This is a genomic window from Secundilactobacillus kimchicus JCM 15530, from assembly GCF_001433995.1.
Classification (GTDB): Bacteria; Bacillota; Bacilli; order Lactobacillales; family Lactobacillaceae; genus Secundilactobacillus; species Secundilactobacillus kimchicus.
In genome coordinates this window covers 51,927-73,760 of the sequence record NZ_AZCX01000003.1, presented here as the reverse complement: position 1 = coordinate 73,760, position 21,834 = coordinate 51,927, and the positions used below count along the sequence as shown (strand labels likewise).

Annotated in this window: 20 protein-coding genes and 1 pseudogene; 17 read left to right on the top strand and 4 right to left on the bottom strand. The window is 41.5% G+C overall.

The window, feature by feature from the left end:
- Positions 1-54: 54 nt before the first annotated feature.
- Positions 55-960 (top strand): annotated as a pseudogene (locus FC96_RS04935) (site-specific integrase).
- 13 nt (positions 961-973) lie between these two features.
- Here FC96_RS04935 and FC96_RS04930 read toward each other — a convergent pair.
- Positions 974-1,522, bottom strand: coding sequence for a restriction endonuclease subunit S (locus FC96_RS04930; protein WP_156403161.1), 549 nt, complete (start codon positions 1,520-1,522; stop codon positions 974-976).
- A gap of 99 nt (positions 1,523-1,621) precedes the next feature.
- Here FC96_RS04930 and FC96_RS04925 point away from each other — a divergent pair, with 99 nt between their 5' ends.
- The 3 genes from FC96_RS04925 (at position 1,622) to FC96_RS04915 (ending at position 4,014) form a co-directional block, all read left to right on the top strand.
- Positions 1,622-2,062 (top strand): restriction endonuclease subunit S, encoded by a 441-nt coding sequence (locus tag FC96_RS04925; RefSeq protein WP_056942225.1) that lies wholly within the window; start codon positions 1,622-1,624, stop codon positions 2,060-2,062.
- Between the two features lie 70 nt (positions 2,063-2,132).
- Positions 2,133-3,050, top strand: coding sequence for a restriction endonuclease (locus tag FC96_RS04920; protein ID WP_056942224.1), 918 nt, complete (start codon positions 2,133-2,135; stop codon positions 3,048-3,050).
- Between the two features lie 229 nt (positions 3,051-3,279).
- Positions 3,280-4,014 carry an SDR family oxidoreductase gene (locus FC96_RS04915; protein ID WP_056942223.1) on the top strand — a complete coding sequence of 245 codons (735 nt, stop codon included), beginning with the start codon at positions 3,280-3,282 and terminating at the stop codon, positions 4,012-4,014.
- Between the two features lie 212 nt (positions 4,015-4,226).
- On the opposite strand, the gene FC96_RS04910 is transcribed toward FC96_RS04915, so the two are convergent.
- Positions 4,227-5,237, bottom strand: a complete 1,011-nt coding sequence (locus FC96_RS04910) for a substrate-binding domain-containing protein (RefSeq protein WP_054660123.1) — start codon at positions 5,235-5,237, stop codon at positions 4,227-4,229.
- 178 nt (positions 5,238-5,415) lie between these two features.
- Between FC96_RS04910 and FC96_RS04905 the strand changes: the two genes are divergently transcribed.
- From FC96_RS04905 to FC96_RS04880, 6 genes are all read left to right on the top strand, one after another.
- Positions 5,416-6,024, top strand: coding sequence for an ECF transporter S component (locus tag FC96_RS04905; protein WP_056942222.1), 609 nt, complete (start codon positions 5,416-5,418; stop codon positions 6,022-6,024).
- 14 nt (positions 6,025-6,038) lie between these two features.
- Positions 6,039-6,800 (top strand): energy-coupling factor transporter transmembrane component T, encoded by a 762-nt coding sequence (locus tag FC96_RS04900; protein WP_202813026.1) that lies wholly within the window; start codon positions 6,039-6,041, stop codon positions 6,798-6,800.
- The gene (locus FC96_RS04895) at positions 6,797-7,663 is read left to right on the top strand and encodes an energy-coupling factor ABC transporter ATP-binding protein (protein ID WP_056942221.1); all 867 of its coding nucleotides are present in this window, start codon (positions 6,797-6,799) and stop codon (positions 7,661-7,663) included. The genes FC96_RS04900 and FC96_RS04895 overlap by 4 nt, the downstream gene beginning before the upstream one ends.
- A complete protein-coding gene (locus tag FC96_RS04890; protein ID WP_056942220.1) occupies positions 7,650-8,462 on the top strand; it encodes an energy-coupling factor ABC transporter ATP-binding protein in 813 nt (270 codons plus the stop codon). Before FC96_RS04895 ends, FC96_RS04890 begins: the two co-directional genes overlap by 14 nt.
- A 61-nt stretch (positions 8,463-8,523) precedes the next feature.
- Positions 8,524-9,963: an MFS transporter gene (locus FC96_RS04885; protein ID WP_056942219.1), complete on the top strand. Its 1,440-nt coding sequence runs from the start codon at positions 8,524-8,526 to the stop codon at positions 9,961-9,963.
- A complete protein-coding gene (locus tag FC96_RS04880; RefSeq protein ID WP_056942218.1) occupies positions 9,964-10,914 on the top strand; it encodes a nucleoside hydrolase in 951 nt (316 codons plus the stop codon).
- Between the two features lie 141 nt (positions 10,915-11,055).
- On the opposite strand, the gene FC96_RS04875 is transcribed toward FC96_RS04880, so the two are convergent.
- On the bottom strand, positions 11,056-12,243 hold the full coding sequence (locus tag FC96_RS04875; protein ID WP_056942217.1) for a hypothetical protein: 1,188 nt from the start codon (positions 12,241-12,243) through the stop codon (positions 11,056-11,058).
- 225 nt (positions 12,244-12,468) lie between these two features.
- Here FC96_RS04875 and FC96_RS04870 point away from each other — a divergent pair, with 225 nt between their 5' ends.
- The 7 genes from FC96_RS04870 to FC96_RS04840 all read left to right on the top strand — a co-directional run bounded on the left by FC96_RS04870 (position 12,469) and on the right by FC96_RS04840 (position 20,571).
- Positions 12,469-13,659, top strand: a complete 1,191-nt coding sequence (locus FC96_RS04870) for a metal-dependent hydrolase family protein (protein WP_054660119.1) — start codon at positions 12,469-12,471, stop codon at positions 13,657-13,659.
- A gap of 338 nt (positions 13,660-13,997) precedes the next feature.
- Positions 13,998-15,032 carry a putrescine carbamoyltransferase gene (gene ptcA / locus FC96_RS04865; RefSeq protein WP_054660117.1) on the top strand — a complete coding sequence of 345 codons (1,035 nt, stop codon included), beginning with the start codon at positions 13,998-14,000 and terminating at the stop codon, positions 15,030-15,032.
- A gap of 47 nt (positions 15,033-15,079) precedes the next feature.
- A complete protein-coding gene (locus tag FC96_RS04860) occupies positions 15,080-16,471 on the top strand; it encodes an APC family permease (RefSeq protein ID WP_054660115.1) in 1,392 nt (463 codons plus the stop codon).
- Positions 16,472-16,491: 20 nt separating this feature from the next.
- Entirely contained in the window at positions 16,492-17,586 is a 1,095-nt protein-coding gene (aguA, locus tag FC96_RS04855) for an agmatine deiminase (RefSeq protein ID WP_056942216.1), read from the top strand.
- Between the two features lie 70 nt (positions 17,587-17,656).
- Complete coding sequence (gene arcC, locus FC96_RS04850) at positions 17,657-18,622, top strand: carbamate kinase (RefSeq protein WP_056942215.1); 966 nt, start codon at positions 17,657-17,659, stop codon at positions 18,620-18,622.
- Between the two features lie 30 nt (positions 18,623-18,652).
- A complete protein-coding gene (gene aguA / locus FC96_RS04845) occupies positions 18,653-19,762 on the top strand; it encodes an agmatine deiminase (protein ID WP_056942214.1) in 1,110 nt (369 codons plus the stop codon).
- A complete protein-coding gene (locus FC96_RS04840; protein ID WP_056942213.1) occupies positions 19,759-20,571 on the top strand; it encodes a MurR/RpiR family transcriptional regulator in 813 nt (270 codons plus the stop codon). The genes aguA (FC96_RS04845) and FC96_RS04840 overlap by 4 nt, the downstream gene beginning before the upstream one ends.
- Before the next feature lie 71 nt (positions 20,572-20,642).
- On the opposite strand, the gene FC96_RS04835 is transcribed toward FC96_RS04840, so the two are convergent.
- Positions 20,643-21,818 (bottom strand): ArgE/DapE family deacylase, encoded by a 1,176-nt coding sequence (locus FC96_RS04835; protein WP_056942212.1) that lies wholly within the window; start codon positions 21,816-21,818, stop codon positions 20,643-20,645.
- Positions 21,819-21,834: the final 16 nt, after the last annotated feature.

Sequence of the window (21,834 nt, the reverse complement as noted above, 5' to 3'; positions counted from 1 at the left end):
ATGAATATAGGTAGGCAATTTTTGATTGCCTACTTTTTATATGGAGGTGTCGCAATGACACAAGAGATGAAACTACATCAATATTTTTATCAATGGATGAGGTTGTACAAATTGGATGCAGTGAGAGCGGTAACGTATCAGAAGTACCAAATGACTCACAGGCAGCTCGTTAAGTTAGCGCCAAAACTGTATTTAGGCGATTTAACAAGGCTTTCATATCAGCAGTTATTAAATGATCATGAGCGTTAAACGGTCATGGATTTCCATCGTCATATCAAGAGTGCATTAATTGATGCGCTTGAAGAGGATTTGCTAGATAGAGATCCAACCCGTAAAGCTATAATCAAGGGTGTACAGCGACGCAAACATAAGTCCAAGTTCTTAAATCAACACGAAATGCAGAGTCTGTTGGATGTGTTAGTTCTGGATGAGGGCGTCAATTGGGATTATTTTCTTTTGTTGATTGCAAAGACTGGCTTAAGATTTGCTGAGGCCTTAGCGCTCACACCAAAGGATTTTGACTTTGCTCACCAGTATTTGAATGTGTCGAAAAGCTGGGATTATAAGGCTGCCAGGAGCGGTTTCGCCCCAACGAAAAATAAGTCATCTATGCGTAAAGTTCAGTTGGATTGGCAGACTGTGATCCAATTTTCTCAGTTGACTAAAGATTTGCCAGATGATAAGCCGATCTTTGTGGAAAGTAAAGTGTATAACGATACGGTTAATCATTATTTGGCACGGCTATGCCAGAAAGCTGAAATACCAGTTATTTCGGTTCATGGTTTGCGACATACGCACGCATCGCTTCTACTGTATGCTGGTGTGAGTATCGCTTCGGTAGCGAGAAGACTGGGTCATGCTGATATGACGACAACCCAGCAGACATATCTTCACATCATTCAAGAATTGGAGAATCAGGATAACGACAAGATCATGAAGCATTTGGCTAGTCTGATTTGATATAACAGAGAACTTATAAGGTCTCCCGGAAACGCGGTGGGGGCCTTTTTTGCTGTCGTTGATTGGAAGCGATCGATTGCGAAAAAGATTTAAATAGTTGCGAAATCGCAAATTGCTCATTTGAATTCGCTACATTAACCGATAATTTCGCAACTACGTCCGCATTTAATTTAGGCTGGGCAGTCCCTGAGTTATATTTGACATAGTCCAATTTTTCTAGCATCTCTTTCAAAAAAATGTTTGAACCACTCTTCATTTGAAAAACATGTGCGTGGTTATTGACCCAAAACTTTCCAGAAGTTAGATAAGTAACGGGCTTTGACCTTGAAATGATATTAGCACCATCTTCTGCCAACAGGACGTACTCACCATCTAAGAGAAAATCAGCTACATAATCTATGACACCCGTCGCTCCGTAATATGGAAACCTTCCCTTAGATCTAGCTGTACTCTTCAATGGGATTCGTCTATCGTCGAAAGAAACGACAACATCTTTCAACTTACGCTGTTCCCAAACGACAGCAGAAATTGTATCAAAATTAAACCACCAAAACAGGGTCATCCTTGGGAACAGCGACAGTTTAAAGAAATTATTCAGAAATTGAAAGCAAGGAATTGTGACCTTCAATTTGATCGAAGTGCGGGGCTAGTTGGAGCATCTATGAGAGATGCGCAAATTTCAGATTCTTCAACTGATGAGTATTTGAAAACGTATAATATCATTCACCTGGGTGAAATGATATTTGAAGGACATTCGTCAAAAGAATATAAATCCGGTAGATTTGTGGTTAATGATTACCGACCCGGAATTGTTTCACATGTTTTTGATGTATTTCAGTTTAAGAAAAAAGTGGATATTTCTTTTAGTAAAAGGTATTTTCACAGCGAAAGAGTTATGGGCAAAATTCTTCAGCGTTCTACATCCAGTGCCAGAATGTTGAATGCACTAGACCTACCCCAATTTTTAAAGCAGAATATCCATTTACCCGCGTTACAAGAGCAGAAAAAAATCGGAGATCTCTTTAACGGTATTGATACATTGATCGCTTCCAATCAACGTAAGCAATTACCACGAAAAATCCACTTAGAGGAACCACCATAAGAAAAATATTATTTACCATCCAGACAAATAAGGTACAATTATCGAAGATAGAAATTAGGCGGTGCTAAGTATGACAAAAAATTTTGAAAAATTATCCAGTAGTAAACAGCAACGAGTGGTGATGCCTGAAATTATCAGATCTTTACGAAAATTAGGTGGGCATGCCTCTACAAGAGAGGTTAAGCAGGAATTGATGGAAAATAGCCTCGAAATTCCTGAATCCTATATGACTTATAAAAAGATGAGTCGTAATGGACAAGAATATATCCCTTTTAACTATGCGTTCAACTTTAGCGTGACAAACCTTATTTTTGCGGGATTTCTTATTCGGCCGGTAACGGGGCAAGTTGAATTGACAAAATTAGGCAGACAGTTCGATCTAGAAAAACTTGATATTGATAAAGATATTATGGTTAAAGCGGACGCTGGTTGGAAAAAACGACATGAAACAAATGTTGCGAAGACGGTAGAACAGCCAAAACCTAAAAAAGATCCAGAGATAACGCTGCAAGACGTTGATCCAGGTGATCAGTGGCGAGATGACTTATTAACGGCTATTGACAAATTTAGCCCAGCAAAGTTTGAATTATTTGCGCGACTCTTAGTTAAAGAAATGGGCGTAGAACTAGACGACAATATCGGTACAAAACTTACAGGTGACGGTGGACTTGATGGCTTTGGTTATCTGACAACAGATGATTTTAGAACGGCGCGTGTTGCGATTCAAGCCAAACGATGGACGGGAATGGTACCATCTCCAGAAATTGATAAATTCCGCGGGGCAATGGATAAATATAATGCTGAGTTTGGGATTTTTGTCACCAATTCAGATTTTACACGCGATGCTGTCGCTGCTGCCCGAGTTGGTACACGGGTAATAACGTTAATTAATGGGCAAAAACTAACGAGTTTAGTTGCTAAAAAAGGAATTTATGTCAAGCCGGTTATCACTTATGAGCTTGGTGATTATTATGGTGAAACAGAATAATGGATGGCGAAGTGGCAGTAACGAAAAAACGTTGTTTGATTTTTTATGTCTGATTATGTTATTGGTACGTTCAAAGTAAGTTACTCGGGGCGGTTTGTAATTTTTAACGCGGGTGTTGAGGTCAATATCTATGAGACTTTAAAACACTTATTTATAATTTATCCTAAATTTCAAACTGGGTATAAGATGTGCTAATATTAACATCAACCAACCAACTGGAGGAGATAACATGGCTATCAAAGATAAAGTTGTTGTCATTACAGGTGCTTCAAGTGGTATTGGGTTAGCTACCGCTAAGAAGCTAGCAAGCGAAGGAGCACGTCTAGTTTTAGGTGCAAGACGAGAAGAACGTTTAGAAGAATTGGCAGGTGCTTACCAACAAGGACAAGTTATTTATAAGAAAACTGATGTTACTAATAAAGATGATGTAGCAGCATTAGTTAACCTTGGTGAGTCAACGTTTGGTCAAATTGATGTTTTATATAACAATGCAGGGGTTATGCCAATCTCTCAGTTGGAAGAGCTGAAAGTAGACGAATGGGAAAAAATGATTGATACCAATATTAAAGGTGTCTTGTATGGCATTGCTGCAGCATTACCAACCATGATTAAACAGGGCCACGGTCATGTCATTACAACTGACTCAGTCGCTGGACATATTGTCCATCCTGGCACGGCGGTTTATGCGGGTACAAAGTACGCAATCCAGGCTATTATGGATGGACTGCGACAAGAGCAAGTTAACAACAAAATCCGGACCACTATGATCTCGCCAGGAGTGGTCGATACTGAGTTATTCAGCAGTATTAGTGATCCTGTGCAGCAGTTAAAGACCAAGAAACAGGAACAAACCATGGGGATTCGTGCTGAAGACGTGGCTAACGCAGTGGCCTACGCGATTGATCAACCAGAAAATGTTGGAATTAATGAAATCCTGCTTAGACCAATAGAACAACAATTATAAATAGACGATAAAAGGTGTGCCAGCGACTTTGTGCTGACACACCTTTTATAAAATTTTAAGTTCCTGTTAAGAATCTCAAAAGATGATTATTCAATTTAGTCTGCAAGTTTGTGAAATTGTAATCTGAAGAGAATAAACAGCGAAGTTGATAAGGCTCTGAAAGATAATTCGGAAACCAAGTACTTTTGAGAAAGTCGGAACTTCATTAGTCATTAGGCTTTCTGGGTAGAATCACGAATTATCAATTCATTTTCAAAAATAACACTGTTAAACTCAGATGCTTGATCTGATTGTTCATTATTTAGGCGTTCAATTAGTATAGAAATAGCTTTGCTTCCCATTTCAGGTACTGGTTGAGCAATAGTAGTTAGAGAAGGAACCGTATAGCTAGCGTATTCAATGTTATCAAAACCGATTATTGATAGATCTTGCGGAACACTTACCCCTTGATCTGCTAATCCGCGAATTAGGCCAATGGCTACATCGTCGTTTAAGCTAAAAACACCCGTTATGTCGCTTTGAGCAATGTACGGTGAAATTTCACGTCCGCCATCTTTGGTAAAATCTGTAATAAATTTTTGAGGTCTGTCGGTGGAATTTGCTGACCATAAGCTAAGAAAGCCGTCAATACGGGCGTTAATACTTGGAGAGGTGTAGTTGGGTGTAATGATTCCAACGTGCTGATGGCCTAGTGACTGAAAGTATTTTGCGGCCAATTTCCCCCCTTCAAATTCATTTGTACTAACTGAATCAGTTAAGTTATAGTCAGAATTTCGATCAAGTACGACATATGGGATATGGTGACGTTTTAAAAGATCGTTCGTCCGGATAGGATTTGGTAAAGGTTCAGTTATAATTAAGCCGTCGGTTCCACGCTGAATAAGATTATCGATGGTTTCGTCAATTTTTAGAAATGAAGATGTTTGAAATGTAAGGTCGATATTATCAAAATGAGACTTTTCTAGGTATTCTTGCATGCTCTGTACCAAGGCACTGAAGAAGGGGTTTGTAAGATTGGGCAAAATAACCGTGATTAGGATTGATGATCCTGTGCGAAGTTGTTTTGCATTTTTATCAGGAATGTAGCCAAGACTTTCTGCAATTTGTCTAACTTTTTCAATGGTTTTATGGGTGAAGTGGCCTCGTGAATTTAAAATTTGAGACACGGTGGCAATTGACATGCCGGAGGCTTTGGCTACGTCTTTTATGGTTGTCTTTTTCAAAATAGATTCCCTCAATTGTAAAAATAGAATGTTTTGGAAGAACGGGATGTTTTACCCGTAAAATAACTATAGCACATCAAGCAATTAATAAAACGTTTTATTTTTTTCGTTGACATAGAATTTTGCTTGATATATATTAACACTTGTAAGTGCTTACAATCTGATTTAGGAGGGAAATATGAAACGGCAGGGCAGGCGAGTTAATTCTGGGTCCTTGATCAGTACAAAAGTATTGGTACTGATCCCAATAGCAGTTGGAATCAACTTATTGGGAGGGACGCTTTGTTCAACGCTTAAGTTACCATTGTTCTTAGATATGATCGGCACAATTTTAGTGGCGTGTTTATCAGGCCCGTGGATGGCCGGCTTGTGTGGTTTGTTGACCAATTTATTTTTGTCTGTTGTTGCGAATCCGATCTATCTTCCGTACGCTTTTGTTAGTTTCCTTTGCGGTGTAGTGACAGGCTATTTAGTGAAAATGGGTCTTTTTAAGTCAAAATTAGGTGTTGTCATAATTTGGCTAACCTGTTCGCTAGTCAATACTATTGCAGCATCTCTCATTACGGTATACGTTTACGGGGGAGCATCGGGCGTGAACAGTACTTCCTTAGCGACGATTGCGCTGTTAGCAACAACCAAAAAGATTTTTTTATCAGTAATGTCGACGGCCATGATTGAAAATTTGTTAGATAAAGCAATTGTGTTTATTATTGCTTATACAATTATCAATAAGATTCCAAGCCACTTCTTAAATCAATATTCACCAAACTTAAGATCTGATAGATAAAGGGGAAGATTCATTTGACTGATAATTGGGTTAGACGTTTGAATCCTAAGACTAAGTTATTGATGATTCCTGTATTTGGAATAGCCACTATCGTATCACCAGGTATGTTATTAGGCTTATTCTTGTTACTGGTGGTTATAGTAATGGCTTGGCAGGCGAACATTATTAAAAAGTTTTTGCAAACGATGATAAGTTTTGGTATTCCAATTGCGGTTATGCTATTTATTATTCAAGGTCTATATAGTCCACAAAATCATACATATGTCGCTAATTTAGGTTTTGCTAAGCTAGGATTAGAGGGGTTAATGTATGGTGGTAAGCTATTGGTAACGCTGCTGGTATTCATGGGTTCGTTTTACTTATTTAATAAAACGATTTATTCAGGCGAATTGGCGGCGGCTTTGATTAAAAGTTCCTTGAGTGACAAAGGCGGATACTTGATTTTAGCTAGTCTAAATGTAGTTCCTCAGATGAAACGACAGTTGCAAGTAATAAAGGAAGCTCAAGAGGCTCGTGGCGTTCAAACTGGTGGTTCGCTGTTAACTCGAATTAAAGTTTTTATTCCGTTAATGGGACCAGTCATATTATCATCCCTTATTGATACGCAGGAGCGCGGAATGGCACTTGAATTACGAGGGTTTGATTTAAAGAACGTTTCGAAAACCTCCTATATCCAAGTAGTTGATACCAAATTGGATAAATTATTCAGGATTGGGATGCTTTTATTTTTAATTATTGTAACGGCGTTCTCAATATATTTAAAGGTGAGAAGATGAAAGTGTCGAGTAAGGACGTAATTTCAGTTAATAACTTCAGTTTTAGCTATCCGCAGACCAAGAAGCCAGCTATCTCAAGTATGAATTTCACAGTCAAAGAAGGTGAATTCTTCTGTATCGTTGGTGCTAACGGGGCTGGAAAGTCGACTCTCTGTGACAGTTTGGTGGGGCTAATACCACAATATTTTTTGGGTACTACAAAGGGTCAAGTATTGGTAAATGGCCAAGAAACTACTAAGCAGACAGTTGCTGAATTATCCTTAGAAATCGGACTAGTATTCCAAAATCCGTTCAACCAATTATCTTATACAACGTCAACGGTTGCTGAAGAACTGGCGTATGGTTTGGGTAATCATGGTATTCCAAGAAGCGAAATGCTTGATAGAGTTGCAGCAGTTGCAAAAAAAATGCGAATCGAGTCGCTGTTAGATCGAGATCCCTTAACGCTCTCAGGAGGACAGATACAGCGTGTTGCATTTGGAAGTACGTACATTTTAAATCCCAGTATTCTAGTGTTGGATGAATGTACCACCCAGTTAGATCCCATTGGTTCGGAAGAGATTTTCACTATTATTAAGCAACTGAATGATGAAGGGGTTACCGTTGTTATGACGGATACTGAGACGGAAAGACTTTCTATGTATGCAGATCGAATTTTGTTATTGGATAATGGACTCCAGATGGGAGTTGATAAACCACAAGCAATATTTGCACGGGAAGATTTGGAAAAACTGAATATCAGTACGCCATTAAACTATCAATTGACTCAAGAGTTAACTAAAATTGGTATTTTAGATTCTCCAGAATTTAATCAAGACATCATTCTTGAAAAAATAAAGGAGGTTGAAAATGGTTACCGTTAAAATTGAGAATTTGAGCTATTCTTATAAAGATAGTGCTACTTCAGTGTTACATGATATCTCGCTGTCTTTCTCCAGTGGCGAAAGAGTAGCAATAATTGGTCAAAATGGTACTGGGAAAACAACGCTAACAAAGCATTTAAATGGGATTCTTACCCCTGATACTGGGCGAGTTTTAATTGATAATGTGAATGTTGAGAACAAGACGACAGCTGAATGGGCCTCCAAAGTGGGCTATGTTTTTCAAAATCCTAATGATCAATTGTTTTTAGACACTGTCAAGAAAGAACTAGTTTTTGGCCCTAGTCATCTCGGTATACCCAAGAAGGAAATTCAGAAAAGAATACGGTTTGTAAGTGAATTAGTAGGAATGCAGGAGGAGCTGGCTGAGCATCCTCTAAATTTAACAGACAGTGAGAAAAAATTTTGTGCAATCGGGGCAGTTTTAGCTATGGATCCAAACGTTGTGATTATGGACGAGCCGACAGGTGGTCAGGACAAGTCAGGGAAATACCGGTTGGCAAAGATTCTTGAGTATTTGAAAACTCAGCAGAAAATATGCATTGTTGTTTCTCATGATATGAGATTTGTTACCGAAAATTTTGACCGGATTGTGGTTATGGCAAATGGGCATATTTTATTAGATGGGGCACCTAAGGAAGTTTTCTCAAATCCACAAGTACTAAAAGAAGCATTTGTAACACCGCCGCCAATCACAGATCTCGCTCAAAAATTAGGTTGGGAAACAACAATTCTTTCCATTAGTGAGTTTATTGAAGAATTAAAGAAACGAGTTCAGTAATTTTTAAGCATTTAATAAAACGTTTTATTTTTAAAACATAGGAAAGTGTGGTTAGTAAGTAATGGACGAAAAAGTAAATGGTATTCCTGTCCCAGAAGAGGGAACTCCGGAATACGAAAAAATGAACAAGATGGCAAAACGTGCTATTCCCCTCATATTAATCATATTCACGCTTGGAATTTTGGAACAACAGGCGTTTGGTATGATTTTTGTGAACATCGGCAAACAGCTTGGAGTACCAGGCCAAGCTTCGTTGATTACTTCAATCCCGGGAATTGTTCTAGGTGTGATTAGTGTTATTTATGGGTCTTTGGGGGATTTCGTTTCACTAAAAAAGATGACCATGCTAGGTATCCTCATGTTTGTAGCAGGGTCTGTGATTGGCTTGGTATTAGGGCCAATAAATATATGGGCTGTTGTAATTGCCCGGGTTTTACAATCAGCGGGTGGTCAGGTAGCTGGCTCAGTATTTTTAGTCCTTGTTTCTAAGTACGTTTCTAAGGCTAGTCGAGTGCTTTATTATCAGATTTTTGTGGCTGTGTTTCGCTTTTCAGCAGCGCTGGGTGTTGGTCTAGCAGGACTTGTTGAAACAATCGATTGGCGCTGGTTGTTTGCAGCCCCGATTGTTACCTTGTTGTTTATCCCAGCTTTGAATAGAAGTTTGCCAGATCTGCGTGCTAAAGGTGCTCGTGTCGACGTCATTGGATTCACGTTAATTGGCGCTTTTGCAGCAGCGGTCACAATGTACTTCACCGACAATACAATTTTTTGGGCAGTTGCCTCAGTAGTGACGTTGATTATTTTTGTTATTTATATTAATAAAGCCAAAGATCCATTCATCACACCAGCTTTTTTTAAGAATCCAGCTTTTATTGCCGTTATGGTAGTTATCTTCGTTGGGTACTTCTTTAGTTACACAATTAACGCGGGTGTCAACGCCATTGGATTGAATGTTTATCATATCTCTTCCGCCGAAATTTCACAGTTACTCATTTGGTCTATCTTATTAGCGGCTATTTTGGGATTTGCCGGACCAATTCTAAAAAAATTAGGGCGAACGGTGTCAATTACTATTGCATTGTCAATGATGGGTCTTGGATTAATAGCCGTCGCGTTCTTTATCCCGATGGGTAAAGTTTGGGCGTTAGCGGTGGCGCCATGTATCTATTACTTTGGAACTTCATTTTTCTACTCGCCGATTGTTGATAGTGCCACACTAACTGTTCCAGCAGAGGAGTCTGGGCGAGTATTAGGCATAAATGACTTAGTTCAGGCGATTACTGGATCCATTGGAGTTGCAGTGTTTAGTGGCATGATGTCGTCTGGATTTATGTCTGGAGGAAGTGTGGCAGGTATTAGTGCAGGTAGTGCCTCTACGTATGCCAACGTATTTATTGTTGGGGGTATCGTTGTTTTAGCAGCATTGGTTATTTATCTGGTATTTCATAAAGTGATTTACTCAAGGGTCAATAATGAAAAGAAAAACGGGAGTGTTAATTAGATGAAGAAAGTAATTTTAGATTGTGATCCGGGACATGACGATGCGTTAGCATTGTTGATGGCCTTAGCTTCAAATAGAATTGACTTGCAAGCAGTCACTACTTCAGCGGGTAACCAATTACCAGAAAAAACATTTGTTAATGCTAGAAAGTTATTGTCATTGGCACATCGTGAGGATGTACCAGTTGCAATGGGGGCTGCAAAACCAATATTAAGGGATTTAATCATTGCTAATGATGTCCACGGAGAAACCGGATTAGATGGCGCCGAATTGCCGCAACCTACAATGCCTCCTTTAAAAATATCCGCTAATGAATTGATGGCCGATATTCTACGAAATAGCGAGGAAAAGGTGACGTTTGTTGTAACGGGACCGATGACTAATATGGCGATATTTTTGCTCTCACATCCAGAATTGAAATCGAAAATTGAAGCAATTTCATTTATGGGAGGTGCATGCTTTGGAGGTAATATTACCCCTCAGGCTGAGTTTAATATTTACGTAGATCCGGAAGCTGCACAAGTTGTAATGGATTCAGGCGTTCCGGTAAAAATGTTTGGACTAGATGTTACATTAAAAGCGCAGTTGTATGACGACGACGTCGATTACATTGCTAAAATTGGGAATCCTGTGGCTGACGTTATGGCTGGTTTGTTGCACTTCTTTAGTCTAACCACGACTCAACCTTTCCTAGCTGAAGAGGGACATGTCGAAGGCATTCATATGCACGATCCCTGTGCCATGGCCTATGTAATTGATCCATCATTGTTTACGATGTTGAACAAGCATGTAGAGATTGATACTAGCGATTCTATCTCGGTAGGAAGTACGGTTGTTGATTATGATGAGGTCTTGCAGAAAGAAAAGAATGTTGAAGTTGGATTCGACATTGATTTAGATCGTTTTAGAAAGTTGATTTATGAAACTCTCGAATTTTTTAACTATGCATAAAGTATGGTGATCAATGTGAATTAAACTTTTCAATGGGACAAAAAATAGGTGTGGATCAGAATCGTGGTAAGATTCTGGTCCACACCTATTTTGTTGAGAAAGATTGAGGAATATAGACGACGGAATCCATTTTCTAAATCCCTATAATAATTTCAAGAAAATGGAAGCAATAATAACCGAAGCTACAGAGACCGTGGCAAATCCGCCAACCAACATTTTAGGCATCATGTTTTGAAGTAAATATTCTTCCGAATCGTCCGAATCGGCAACTGTGTGGGCAACTTCAGACGTCAAGATATAATCGGCTGGAAAGCCAAAGAGAGAGGTTAATGAGCAGGCATAGGCCATTTGCCAGGACATGCCAAATGGTTTTGCCAATAAGCGAGAAGCAAGGAACATGCCGACAAGACCAAGGAAGATAAGAACGATAATTTGGAAGATGATTGTACCCATTTCAGCGGGGGTCGTGACACTTAATTGAGCGAAAATGTAAGCAAGCAGTCCATACATTAACCAATTAAAGACGCCCGCTTTATTTAGGGCATTATCTTCAAGAAACCCGATTTGGTGAGCAATAACACCTAAAATTAAGCAAATTACGTTGGCGTTGATGATGTTTCCCATAAGACCAGATACCCAATTACTTAGCAATGCCACAATTGCGACCCGAGCCATAATAAATGCGGATGTTTGATATTCTGCTGGTAAATTGAAAATTTGTTTTTCGATCTTTTGTGGTTTGTTTGACTCTTTAAACTTGGGTAAGTTTGGATTGAGTTGTTCCCCATTATTATGGAATTGAGTGACGAGACGTTTTCCTTCCTGTTTAAGCATAACGGCAGTCAATGGATACCCAATAACAGAATGAATCACGAACATCGAAACTGGTAGGGCTACTAAGGCTGTTATACCTTGAGCTTTGAGTCCATTTGTCATTAACAGTGCCGAAACTAATCCACCGGTTAATGGTGGAACTGCGGCAACTACAGTGTGCCAATCAAAGATAAATGTGCCAATCACAAGCGTTAGCAACAATGTTCCGGCAACACCTAAGAGTGCAATACAAACAGCTCTCCATTGAGCAACTAATTCTCGAAGGTTCATGAGTGTCCCGAGATGGACAAGTAGTAGCGAGATGCAGATGGTAATAAAATTAGTGTTAAACGAGGCAGTGGTTACGATATTTTTTGGTAAAACAGTCCAAAAACCAATAACGAATACGACGGCCGTGACGAACACCGAAGGAATGAAAGCATGGCTTAGTGTTGATACCCATTCGCCAATAACCATGAAAACCATGACAATCATAAATGCAAAAATAAAATCCATATGTAATCACCTCAAAAAATATGTAAAATCAATACAAACAACACCGTAACTCTAATCTTAATCACAGTCAAATTTAATATTGAGTTAACTTGCAAGAAACTTATTCATTCGTGATTACACGCAGTGATAAAAGAATTTTGGAACTTGACTAAATTTTTGAAGCGGATTAGAGTGGAATTTAAGTTATAAAGATTAATTTAAAATTAGAAAAATGGAGTGAATTTTATGAGTACTACGGTTTACACTAACGCCAAGTTGTTTGATGGTAAGAATAACACTGTTACGACAGATGCTTGGTTCGTTGTTGAGAATGAAACTGGAAAATTGACTGAGGTTGGAAGTAATCAGGCACCTACTGATAGTCAACAAATTGTGGATTTGAAGGGTCAATACGTTATGCCAGGCTTGATTAACTGCCATACTCATATTACGATGGACCCTCAATCAGGAGATGGTGGTCTTGGCACAGATGAGATCGAATTGACGGTTCGGGCTGTAGACAATCTTCACGATTTACTAGCTTCTGGTGTGACATACATACGTGAGTGTGGTTCAGCTTTTGATATTGATATCCGGTTAAATGAACTAAGAAAAGAAGGGAAAATTGATCATACTCCCGAAATTATGACGTCTGGGCGTCCATATTCTATGACAGGGGGCCATGGTGATTTAGGCCATTTTGCTCATCTGGTTGATTCACCTGATGAAATGCGTAAGGCGGTCCGCACGGGATTAAAGAAAGGTACTCAATCGGTCAAAGTAATGGCAACTGGGGGCGTTATGACACCAGGAGATTTCATGACAGATCCACAGTTAAGCGTTGAGGAAATGCAAACGGCGGTAATAGAAGCACATCATAAAGGCCGAATTATTGCAGCTCATGCAGAGGGTAATCCAGGCATTATGAACGCCATTAAAGCGGGCGTCGACTCAATTGAACACGGCTTTTATGTTACTGATGAAGAAGCGGATCTGATGATTGAGCAAGGAACCTATCTCACACCAACATTTGTAGCCGATTGGGCTATTCCGGAATACGGGCGAGGCAGCATGCCTGACTGGGAGATTAAGAAAGCGGCGGATGCTCTTGATGATCTATATGCCAACATTATGCAAGCGTGGAAACGTGGCGTTAAAGTAACGCTAGGTACTGATGCTGGAACGCCTTTCAACGATTTTACTATGACACCGGTCGAACTCGAACTTATGGTGCAACAGGGGGCAACACCATTTGAAGCAATGCAAACGTCAAGTCAAAATGCTGCTACTCTAATGGGTATTCAAGATGAATATGGAACATTGGAAGCTGGTAAATTTGCCGATTTTCTTGTGTTGGATAGTAATCCGTTGGAGGATATTAAGGCGGTTCAGCAAAAGGACAAAGCTGTTTATAAAAAGGGCGTTCGGATGTATTAAGAGCGTTAGAGTAAGGCTCATGGTATGTTAAAAAATAGACAAACTCGGAGTTTATAGACCGAGGATTGAGCAATGAAATAAAATAAAACGTGTAACCTATAAGTGGACTAAATATCACCATTAAACACGGTGTGGTTGAGAAAAAATAACCCCATTTCCCAAGACTTCGAGGACCTTCCTCGGAGTCTTTTTCTAACGAAACATGTTTCATAAAATGAAACACGTCACACCTCACGAACTGCGATATCAACAGCTATGAAAACGCTTTATTAATTATTCGAGACCCCGTATGCTAAGCATGTAATCAAACGAACAAACTTAGAAAAGGGGTACTTATAATGGCTAAACGTGATTTTGTTGACACTAATACTTACACTCAGGAAGAAATTCAATACATGATTGATCTCGGAATCAAGATTAAAGAATCAATCAAGAACGGTTATTATCCTCCGCTGTTGAAAAACAAGACGCTTGGTATGATCTTCGAACAAAGCTCAACTCGGACCCGGACTTCCGCTGAAGCAGCGATGACCGAACTCGGTGGTCACGCTCAATACTTGGCACCTGGTCAAATTCAACTGGGTGGCCACGAAACCATTGAGGATACTTCACAAGTTCTTGGCCGGATTTTGGATATCATTGGCGCCCGGGTTGATCGCCACAAGTCAGTTGCTGATGTTGCTAAGTATGCCAAGGTTCCAGTCGTTAACTTCATGAGTGATTACAATCACCCAACCCAAGAACTCGGTGACATTATCACCATGACGGAACACTTGCCAGAGGGTAAGAAGCTTAGCGATTGCAAGATTGTTTTCGTTGGTGACGCAACCCAAGTTTGTGTTTCGACGATGTTTATGACGACTAAGATGGGCATGGACTTCGTTCAATTTGGCCCTAAAGGCTTTCAGATGAAGGATGACGTCGTTAAGATCGGTAAGGAAAACGCCAAGAAGTATGGTGGCAGTGTCACAATTACTGAAGATGCCGACGAAGCCTTGAAAGACGCCGACTTTGTTTACACTGATGTTTGGTATGGTTTGTACGATGATGAAATGCCTAAGGACGAACGGATGAAGATCTTCTTCCCTAAGTACCAAGTTAACGCAGACCTGATTGCTAAAGCCTCAGATCACGTTCGCTTCATGCATTGTTTGCCAGCAACCCGTGGTGAGGAAGTTACTGATGAAGTGCTTGATTCAGACTACTCGATTGTTTGGGACGAAGCCGAAAACCGTAAGACGGCCATGCGGGCAATCTTCGTTTACCTGTTGAATCCAGAATTGAAATACGCTTCAAAGAATGTTGCAGAAAAGTATGATGCCGAATTCGAATTGATGCTTCGCAACGCCGTTGATTCAAGGAACGAAAAATAAGCTCCGGAAACGGTGCGATTCGCACTTAAGATTGGAGAATGAACATCATGGAAAACGGTAAAAAGAAATTTAGATTGTTTGATGCGGTCCTCATGTCGGTTGTAGTGATCTTGGTTGTTGAGTCAGCCGCACCAGCAGCGGCAATTGGGACGTCACAATTCTTCTGGTGGATTTTCTTACTGATCCTGTTCTTCTTGCCATACGGACTTATTTCATCAGAACTTGGCACGGCTTATACTGGGGACGGTGGTCTGTACGACTGGGTTAAACAAGCTTTTGGCTCTCGTTGGGGTGGCCGACTCGCGTGGGTTTACTGGATTAACTATCCGATTTGGATGGCTAGCCTAGCCGTTTTATTCTCGCAGGTTGCCGGTACAATATTTGGATTGCATCTCAGTACCTTCGCTTCAATTTTGATCGAATTAGTGTTTGTTTGGTTCGTTGTCGTTTTAGGAAACAAGCCAGTGTCAGAAAGCAAATGGATACTGAACTTAGCTGCTTTTGCGAAAATCTTTACAATCCTGTCGCTATTTGTTTTAGGTGTCTATGTGGCGGTCACTAAAGGTGTCGCCAATAGTTTTGCACCACACAACCTGTTACCTCAAATGAACGTTAACAGTTTCAGTAACTTGTCAGTTATTATCTTCAACTTCCTTGGATTTGAAGTGGTTGCCACAATGGCTGATGATATGGACAATCCCAAGAAGCAGATTCCACAAGCCATCATTTATGGCGGTATTCTGATTGCTTTCTTCTACCTGCTTTCAGCCTTTGGGATGAGTGTTGCCGTACCAACAAGCAAGCTCTCAGCTTCAAGTGGCTTGCTCGACAGTTTCATTCTAATGCTTGGGCACATGAATTGGTTCGTTGTTATTATTGGTATTCTCTTCCTGTACATTCTGGCTTCTGAGATGATTTCTTGGGCACTGGGTGTGAACTACGTTGCTGATTATGCGGCCAAGGACCACGTTCTACCAGCAGTGTTTGGCAAGGAAGATAAGAACGACATGCCTGTTGGGACGGGTTACCTTAACGGAATCGTGGCATCCGTTCTAGTGATCGCTGCTCCGTTCATTCCTAATCAAGATATTTTCTGGGCATTCTTCTCCCTCAACGTTGTCGCACTGCTGATGTCTTATATGATGATGTTCCCAGCGTTCTTGAAGCTACGTAAAATGGATCCTAACCGTGAGCGTCCATTCAAGGTGCCAGGTAATCAGTTTATGATTCAACTGATGACTTGGGTTCCTGAGGTTCTCCTTGTTGTGACGATTATCTTCACTATCATTCCATTGAATGGTACTCACGCTGAAATTTCCAGTAAAATGCCGATTTTGATCGGGACGATTATCACCTTAGCGGTTGGAGAGATTGTCGTCCGATATGCTAATCACAGTGAAAATGCGGCGAAGAAAGCCCATTCGACTGCCACTCATTAATTTAAAAAGGAGAAACGAACATGAAGACTTTAGATAGCACCCCTAAAAAAGACGGTTACAGAATGCCCGGGGAATTTGAACCTCACAAAGGTGTTTACATTCTTTGGCCAGAGCGGCCTGACAACTGGCGTAATGGTGGAAAACCAGCTCAAAAGACATTTGTTGAAGTTGCCAAGGCAATCTCTCAATTCGAACACGTCACAGTTGGCGTTAGTGACGCTCAATATGAAAATGCCTTAAACATGTTACCTGACGATGTTGAAGTTGTTGAAATCTCCAATGATGATTCATGGGTTCGTGACTGTGGGGCGACCTTCGTAAAAAACGATCAGGGCGACTTGCGAGCTGTAGATTGGACCTTTAACGCATGGGGCGGATTAGTAGATGGCTTGTACTTCCCATGGGACAAAGATGATCGTGTGGCTTCAAAAATGGCCGAATTGGAACATGTTGACCGTTACCGTCTTGATGACTTCATTCTTGAAGGTGGTTCAATTCATGTTGATGGTGAAGGAACCTTGATTACGACTGAGGAATGCCTTTTGTCGCAAGGACGGAACTCCCAGCTTTCTAAAGAGCAGATTGAAGAAGTTCTGAAAGAACACCTGAACTTGGAAAAAATCATCTGGTTGAAGCGTGGGATCTATCTCGATGAAACTAATGGTCACGTTGATAATATTGCCAACTTCGTTAAGCCGGGCGTGGTCGCATTAGCTTGGACTGACGATCAGAGTGATCCTCAATACGAAATTTCAAAGGAAAACTTTGAGATTTTGGAGAATGCCACTGATGCTAAGGGTCGTAAGATTCAAGTCGAAAAACTATATGTCCCAAAGCCGGTGACCATCACTAAAGAAGAATCTGAAGGTGTGGACGCGGTTGACGGAACATTACCACGGACCGAAGGCGAACGGTTAGCAGCTAGCTACGTTAACTACTACACTGCGAATGGCGGGATCGTTTTCCCAACATTTGGAGATCCAAACGATGAAAAAGCTAAAGAAACACTATCAAAGCTCTACCCAGATCGTAAAATCGTTGGTGTTCCTGCACGTGAAATCTTGTTAGGTGGCGGTAATATTCACTGCATCACCCAACAAGTGCCACAAAACTAGAATTTTCTGTGAGAAAGGAGCAAAACGTTAAAATGTTTTGCTCTATTTCTTTAAAAATGGAGGTTATAACATGTCAAAACGTCGAATCGTCGTGGCTCTTGGGGGCAACGCCATCTTATCCAAGGATGCGTCAGCTGAAGCACAGCAAAATGCATTAAGAGAAACCGCCAAATCGTTGGTCAAGTTCATCAAAAATGGCGATGAATTAATCGTCTCTCATGGTAACGGACCACAGGTGGGTAATTTGTTATTACAGCAAGCTGCTGGTAGTACTGAGACAAACCCAGCAATGCCAATCGACACTGCCGTCGCAATGACCCAAGGCAGCATTGGGTATTGGCTACAAAATGCCTTAGACGAAGTCATCACAGCGGCTGGGTTGGACGTCTCTGTTGCTACCGTTGTGACGCAGGTAGAGGTTAGTCCTGATGATCAAGCGTTCAGCGATCCTTCTAAGCCGATTGGACCATTTTATTCTGAAGAAGAAGCGAAAGTTCAATCTGCTACCCACCCAGACTTTAAGTTCGTTGAAGATGCAGGGCGTGGCTATCGGCGAGTCGTACCGTCACCCAAGCCGATTGATGTCCACGAAGCGCTCGTTGTTGAGAAATTGGTTAAGAGCGGTGTGGTCCCCATTTCAGTTGGTGGCGGTGGCGTCCCGGTTGTTCGTGAAGGGAATCGTTTGGTCGGTAGAGAGGCGGTTATCGATAAGGATTTTGCTTCTGAGAAATTGGCCGAACAAGTTCGTGCAGATTTGCTGATCATTTTGACAGCCGTCGATCACGTATTTGTGAATTTCAATACGCCAAATCAAAAAGCACTTGAAGATGTTACAATAAACGAGTTAAAAAAATATGTAGACGAAAATCAATTTGCCAAAGGGAGCATGCTACCCAAAGTGCAAGCGGCTATCGATTTTGTTGAAAATTCAGATAACGGACGAGCTGTCATCACATCGCTAGATAATATTGCGAACTTCTTGGAAAATGGAGACGGCACCGTCATCTCTAAGGTGCCAGCGAGTACGTTAATCTAATTTTGACCAGTCAAAGGGGCTGTTTCGTAGATGATCCAAGAATCAACACCAATTCAAGACGGTTTTAGGTTGCCGGGAGAGTTTGAAGACTTTGAATCTGGTTATATGATATGGCCGCAGCGCCCAGATAATTGGCGGGATGGTGGCAAGCCAGCTCAAAAGAAGTTTGTGCAGCTTGCGAAACTATTGTCGCAGTATCAGGCAATCACGGTTCTAGTGAACGAAAATCAGTACAAGAATGCTCGAGGCGCGTTACCTGATGAAATTCGGGTGATTGAAATGAGCAGTAATGATGCTTTCGTTAAGGATACAGGACCGTTTTATGTGGTTGATGCCAACCAGCAGGTCAGGTGTGTCGACTTTTCGTTTAACGCCTGGGGCGGGCTTCTAGATGGTCTGTACTTTCCGTGGGATAAGGACGATGAACTAGGGCTGAAACTTGCGGATTTGGACCGTTTTGATAGCTATCAATCAGATTTCGTGTTGGAAGGCTGCTCGGTTGCAGTGGATGGCGAGGGAACACTGATTACCACCGAGGATGTTATTTTATCTGAGGGCAGAAACGGTCAAATTACGAAGACGGATGCTGAACAGATCTTTCATGACTATCTAGGGATTACGAAGGTCATTTGGCTTAAACAGGGATTTTTCATGGATGAGACCGGGGGAGATGCTGACAATATGGTGAGCTTCGTTGAACCGGGAGAAATTTTGCTGACATGGACTGATGATGAGACGGACGACCAGTATGGTTCTAGCCATGAGGCGCTTCGGATATTGGAAAATGAAACTGATGCGAGAGGACGAAAACTGAAAATTCATAAGGTCATCGGGCCTAAGCCCCAATGGCTGTCTCAAGAAGAGGCTAATGGGGTTGATCCGATTAATGGGATGTTGCCAAGGAATGCAGGCCAGCGACTAACGGCAACCTACGTTAATGCCATATTGCTGAATGAGGCAGTGGTAGTACCAGAGTTTGATGACCCTCAAGACGAAGTCGCAAAACAACAATTTGCTTCATTTTTTCCTAGTCGTGAAGTCGTTGGTTTCCCCGCTAGAGAATTTTTAACAGGTGGAGGGGGCCTCCATACTCTTGTGCTAAGTGTTCCGACTCATCATCTTGGAGGTGACAGCCGATGAACTTCTTCGAGATCGTCAACGCCCACTTAAGTTCATTAACCAAGAGTGAGCAGTCCTTATTTGACTACGTCATTAAAAACATGGATCATATTAAAACCCAAAGTATTCGCGAAGTGGCGGCAGAAACGTTTGTATCAACTGCCACTTTTTTGCGTTTTGTCAAAAAAATTGGGTTTTCTGGTTTCAGCGAATTTACCACGGTGATAAAGTTCACGGTGCTCAATAACAAAGACGAAGAAAAGCCATCACCGTTTACCGTTTCTCAGACGGATTATCGAGAAGAGTATTTAAAAAACATTACAGAGTCCGTTCGGGTCATTTCGACGGAAAAGCTTCACCAAATCACATCCAAATTAGCTGAACATCCCCGGTTATTCTTTTTTTCAAAGGGGGTAGACAAGTACGCAACTGAGTACATTCATTATCTGTACACAATGGCTGGATTTGAGGTGGAGTACCCACGTGACCACGACTTCAGGGCTGTTGCTTGCCACCAGGTAAAAAAGAATGATGTCGTTTTTTTCTTAACCTACGACGGTCAAGATGCAGAATACTTGCAGATGATCAATGAATTTGTCGAAAATGGTGAGAAACCGCTAATTATTTCAGTGACCGAACCCGATAACAATACGATTCAAAATTTGAGTGATTTGAACCTGTATATTTTTGCGGATGATGTTTCGGTGTACAACACTGAAATTAGTTCGAGAATTTCGACGATCGCCGTCATGGAGTTGATTCTGTATCAATACATTGAGGATTACGGTGGCCGGGATTTTAACTTTGTTAAATTGAGTGGCAAGAATTAGTGAAGAATATAAGCACAAACAAAGGACCACTGACGATGATCTCAACCGTCAGTGGTCCTTTGTATGACAAACTATTTAGCTGCAACCTTAACCTCAAAATACTTCTTAGCAATTTCTTCATAGCCATCAATCGTCGCATAAAAACTACTCAAGGTTGTATATTCATTAACCTGATGCGCCTTGTCCCACTGGTCAGCACCAAAAATCACAACTGGCATCTGATCGTTAGTCGTGACAAAGACACTAGCATCCGTCGCGCCATTAATTGTGTCCAGTTTCGGTGTGCGGTCATCAGCTGCATACGCATTGTCAGAAGCGGTTTTTACCAATTGAACGAATTCGTTGTCCGGTTCGGTCTCAACTGGCAAGAAGTTATGGGTAATTGTCAGTTCTAGATTGAACGGCGTTGAATCGTTGAGTTGGCGAATCGCACTTTCGAGATGCTCAATGACTTGGTCATTGTTAAACGTTTCAGTGGGGCGGATGTTGCCCCAAAGTTCGGCGTGATCGGGAATGATGTTGACCTGATCGCCACCGCTAATCAGCGTGATGCTGTGCTTAACGTGGCCAAGGTAGGGGTCTTCACCGGCATCGTCGAAGAGCGTATCCTCAGCGTTGATGAAGGCATTCAATCCCTTGATGGCATTAACTCCAAGCTCCGGTGTCGAGCTATGAACGGCAGTGCCGTGACTGACCACCTTGTAGTTCATGCTGCCGGAATGGGCGTAGATCACGTCGCCACTCGTTGGTTCGCCGATGACCAGAGCGCTGACGTCTTTTACGACACCAGCTGCGTTCAGCTTCCAAGCACCCGGGGTCCCGTATTCTTCGCCCGCTGTTGCGATGAAGCGCAGCGTGCCTGGAATTTTAACGCCACTATCGGCGAGGTCGATCAACGCGATAATTTGCGCTGCTAGACCACTCTTCATATCGGCGGCGCCGCGACCGTACAACTTATCGCCTTCGATGACGGGATCGAACGGATCGTGAGTCCAGTCGTCTGGGTCGGTGATGGCGACGGTATCTTGGTGACCAGCAAATGCCAGCACGTCGTCCGTTTCCTTTTCACCAATTTCGGCCACCAAGTTGGCGCGAGTCGGGTCATCATCGAATTTGTCGATGTAATAGCTGATACCGTGAGCATCGAACAACTTGCCAATGTATTCGGCAACTCGGAGTTCGTTGCTATTAGGCGTCTGAATCTTGATTAAATCCCTTAAAATATTGAGTTCTGCTTCTTTTTCCATAGCCTTAAAGGCCTCC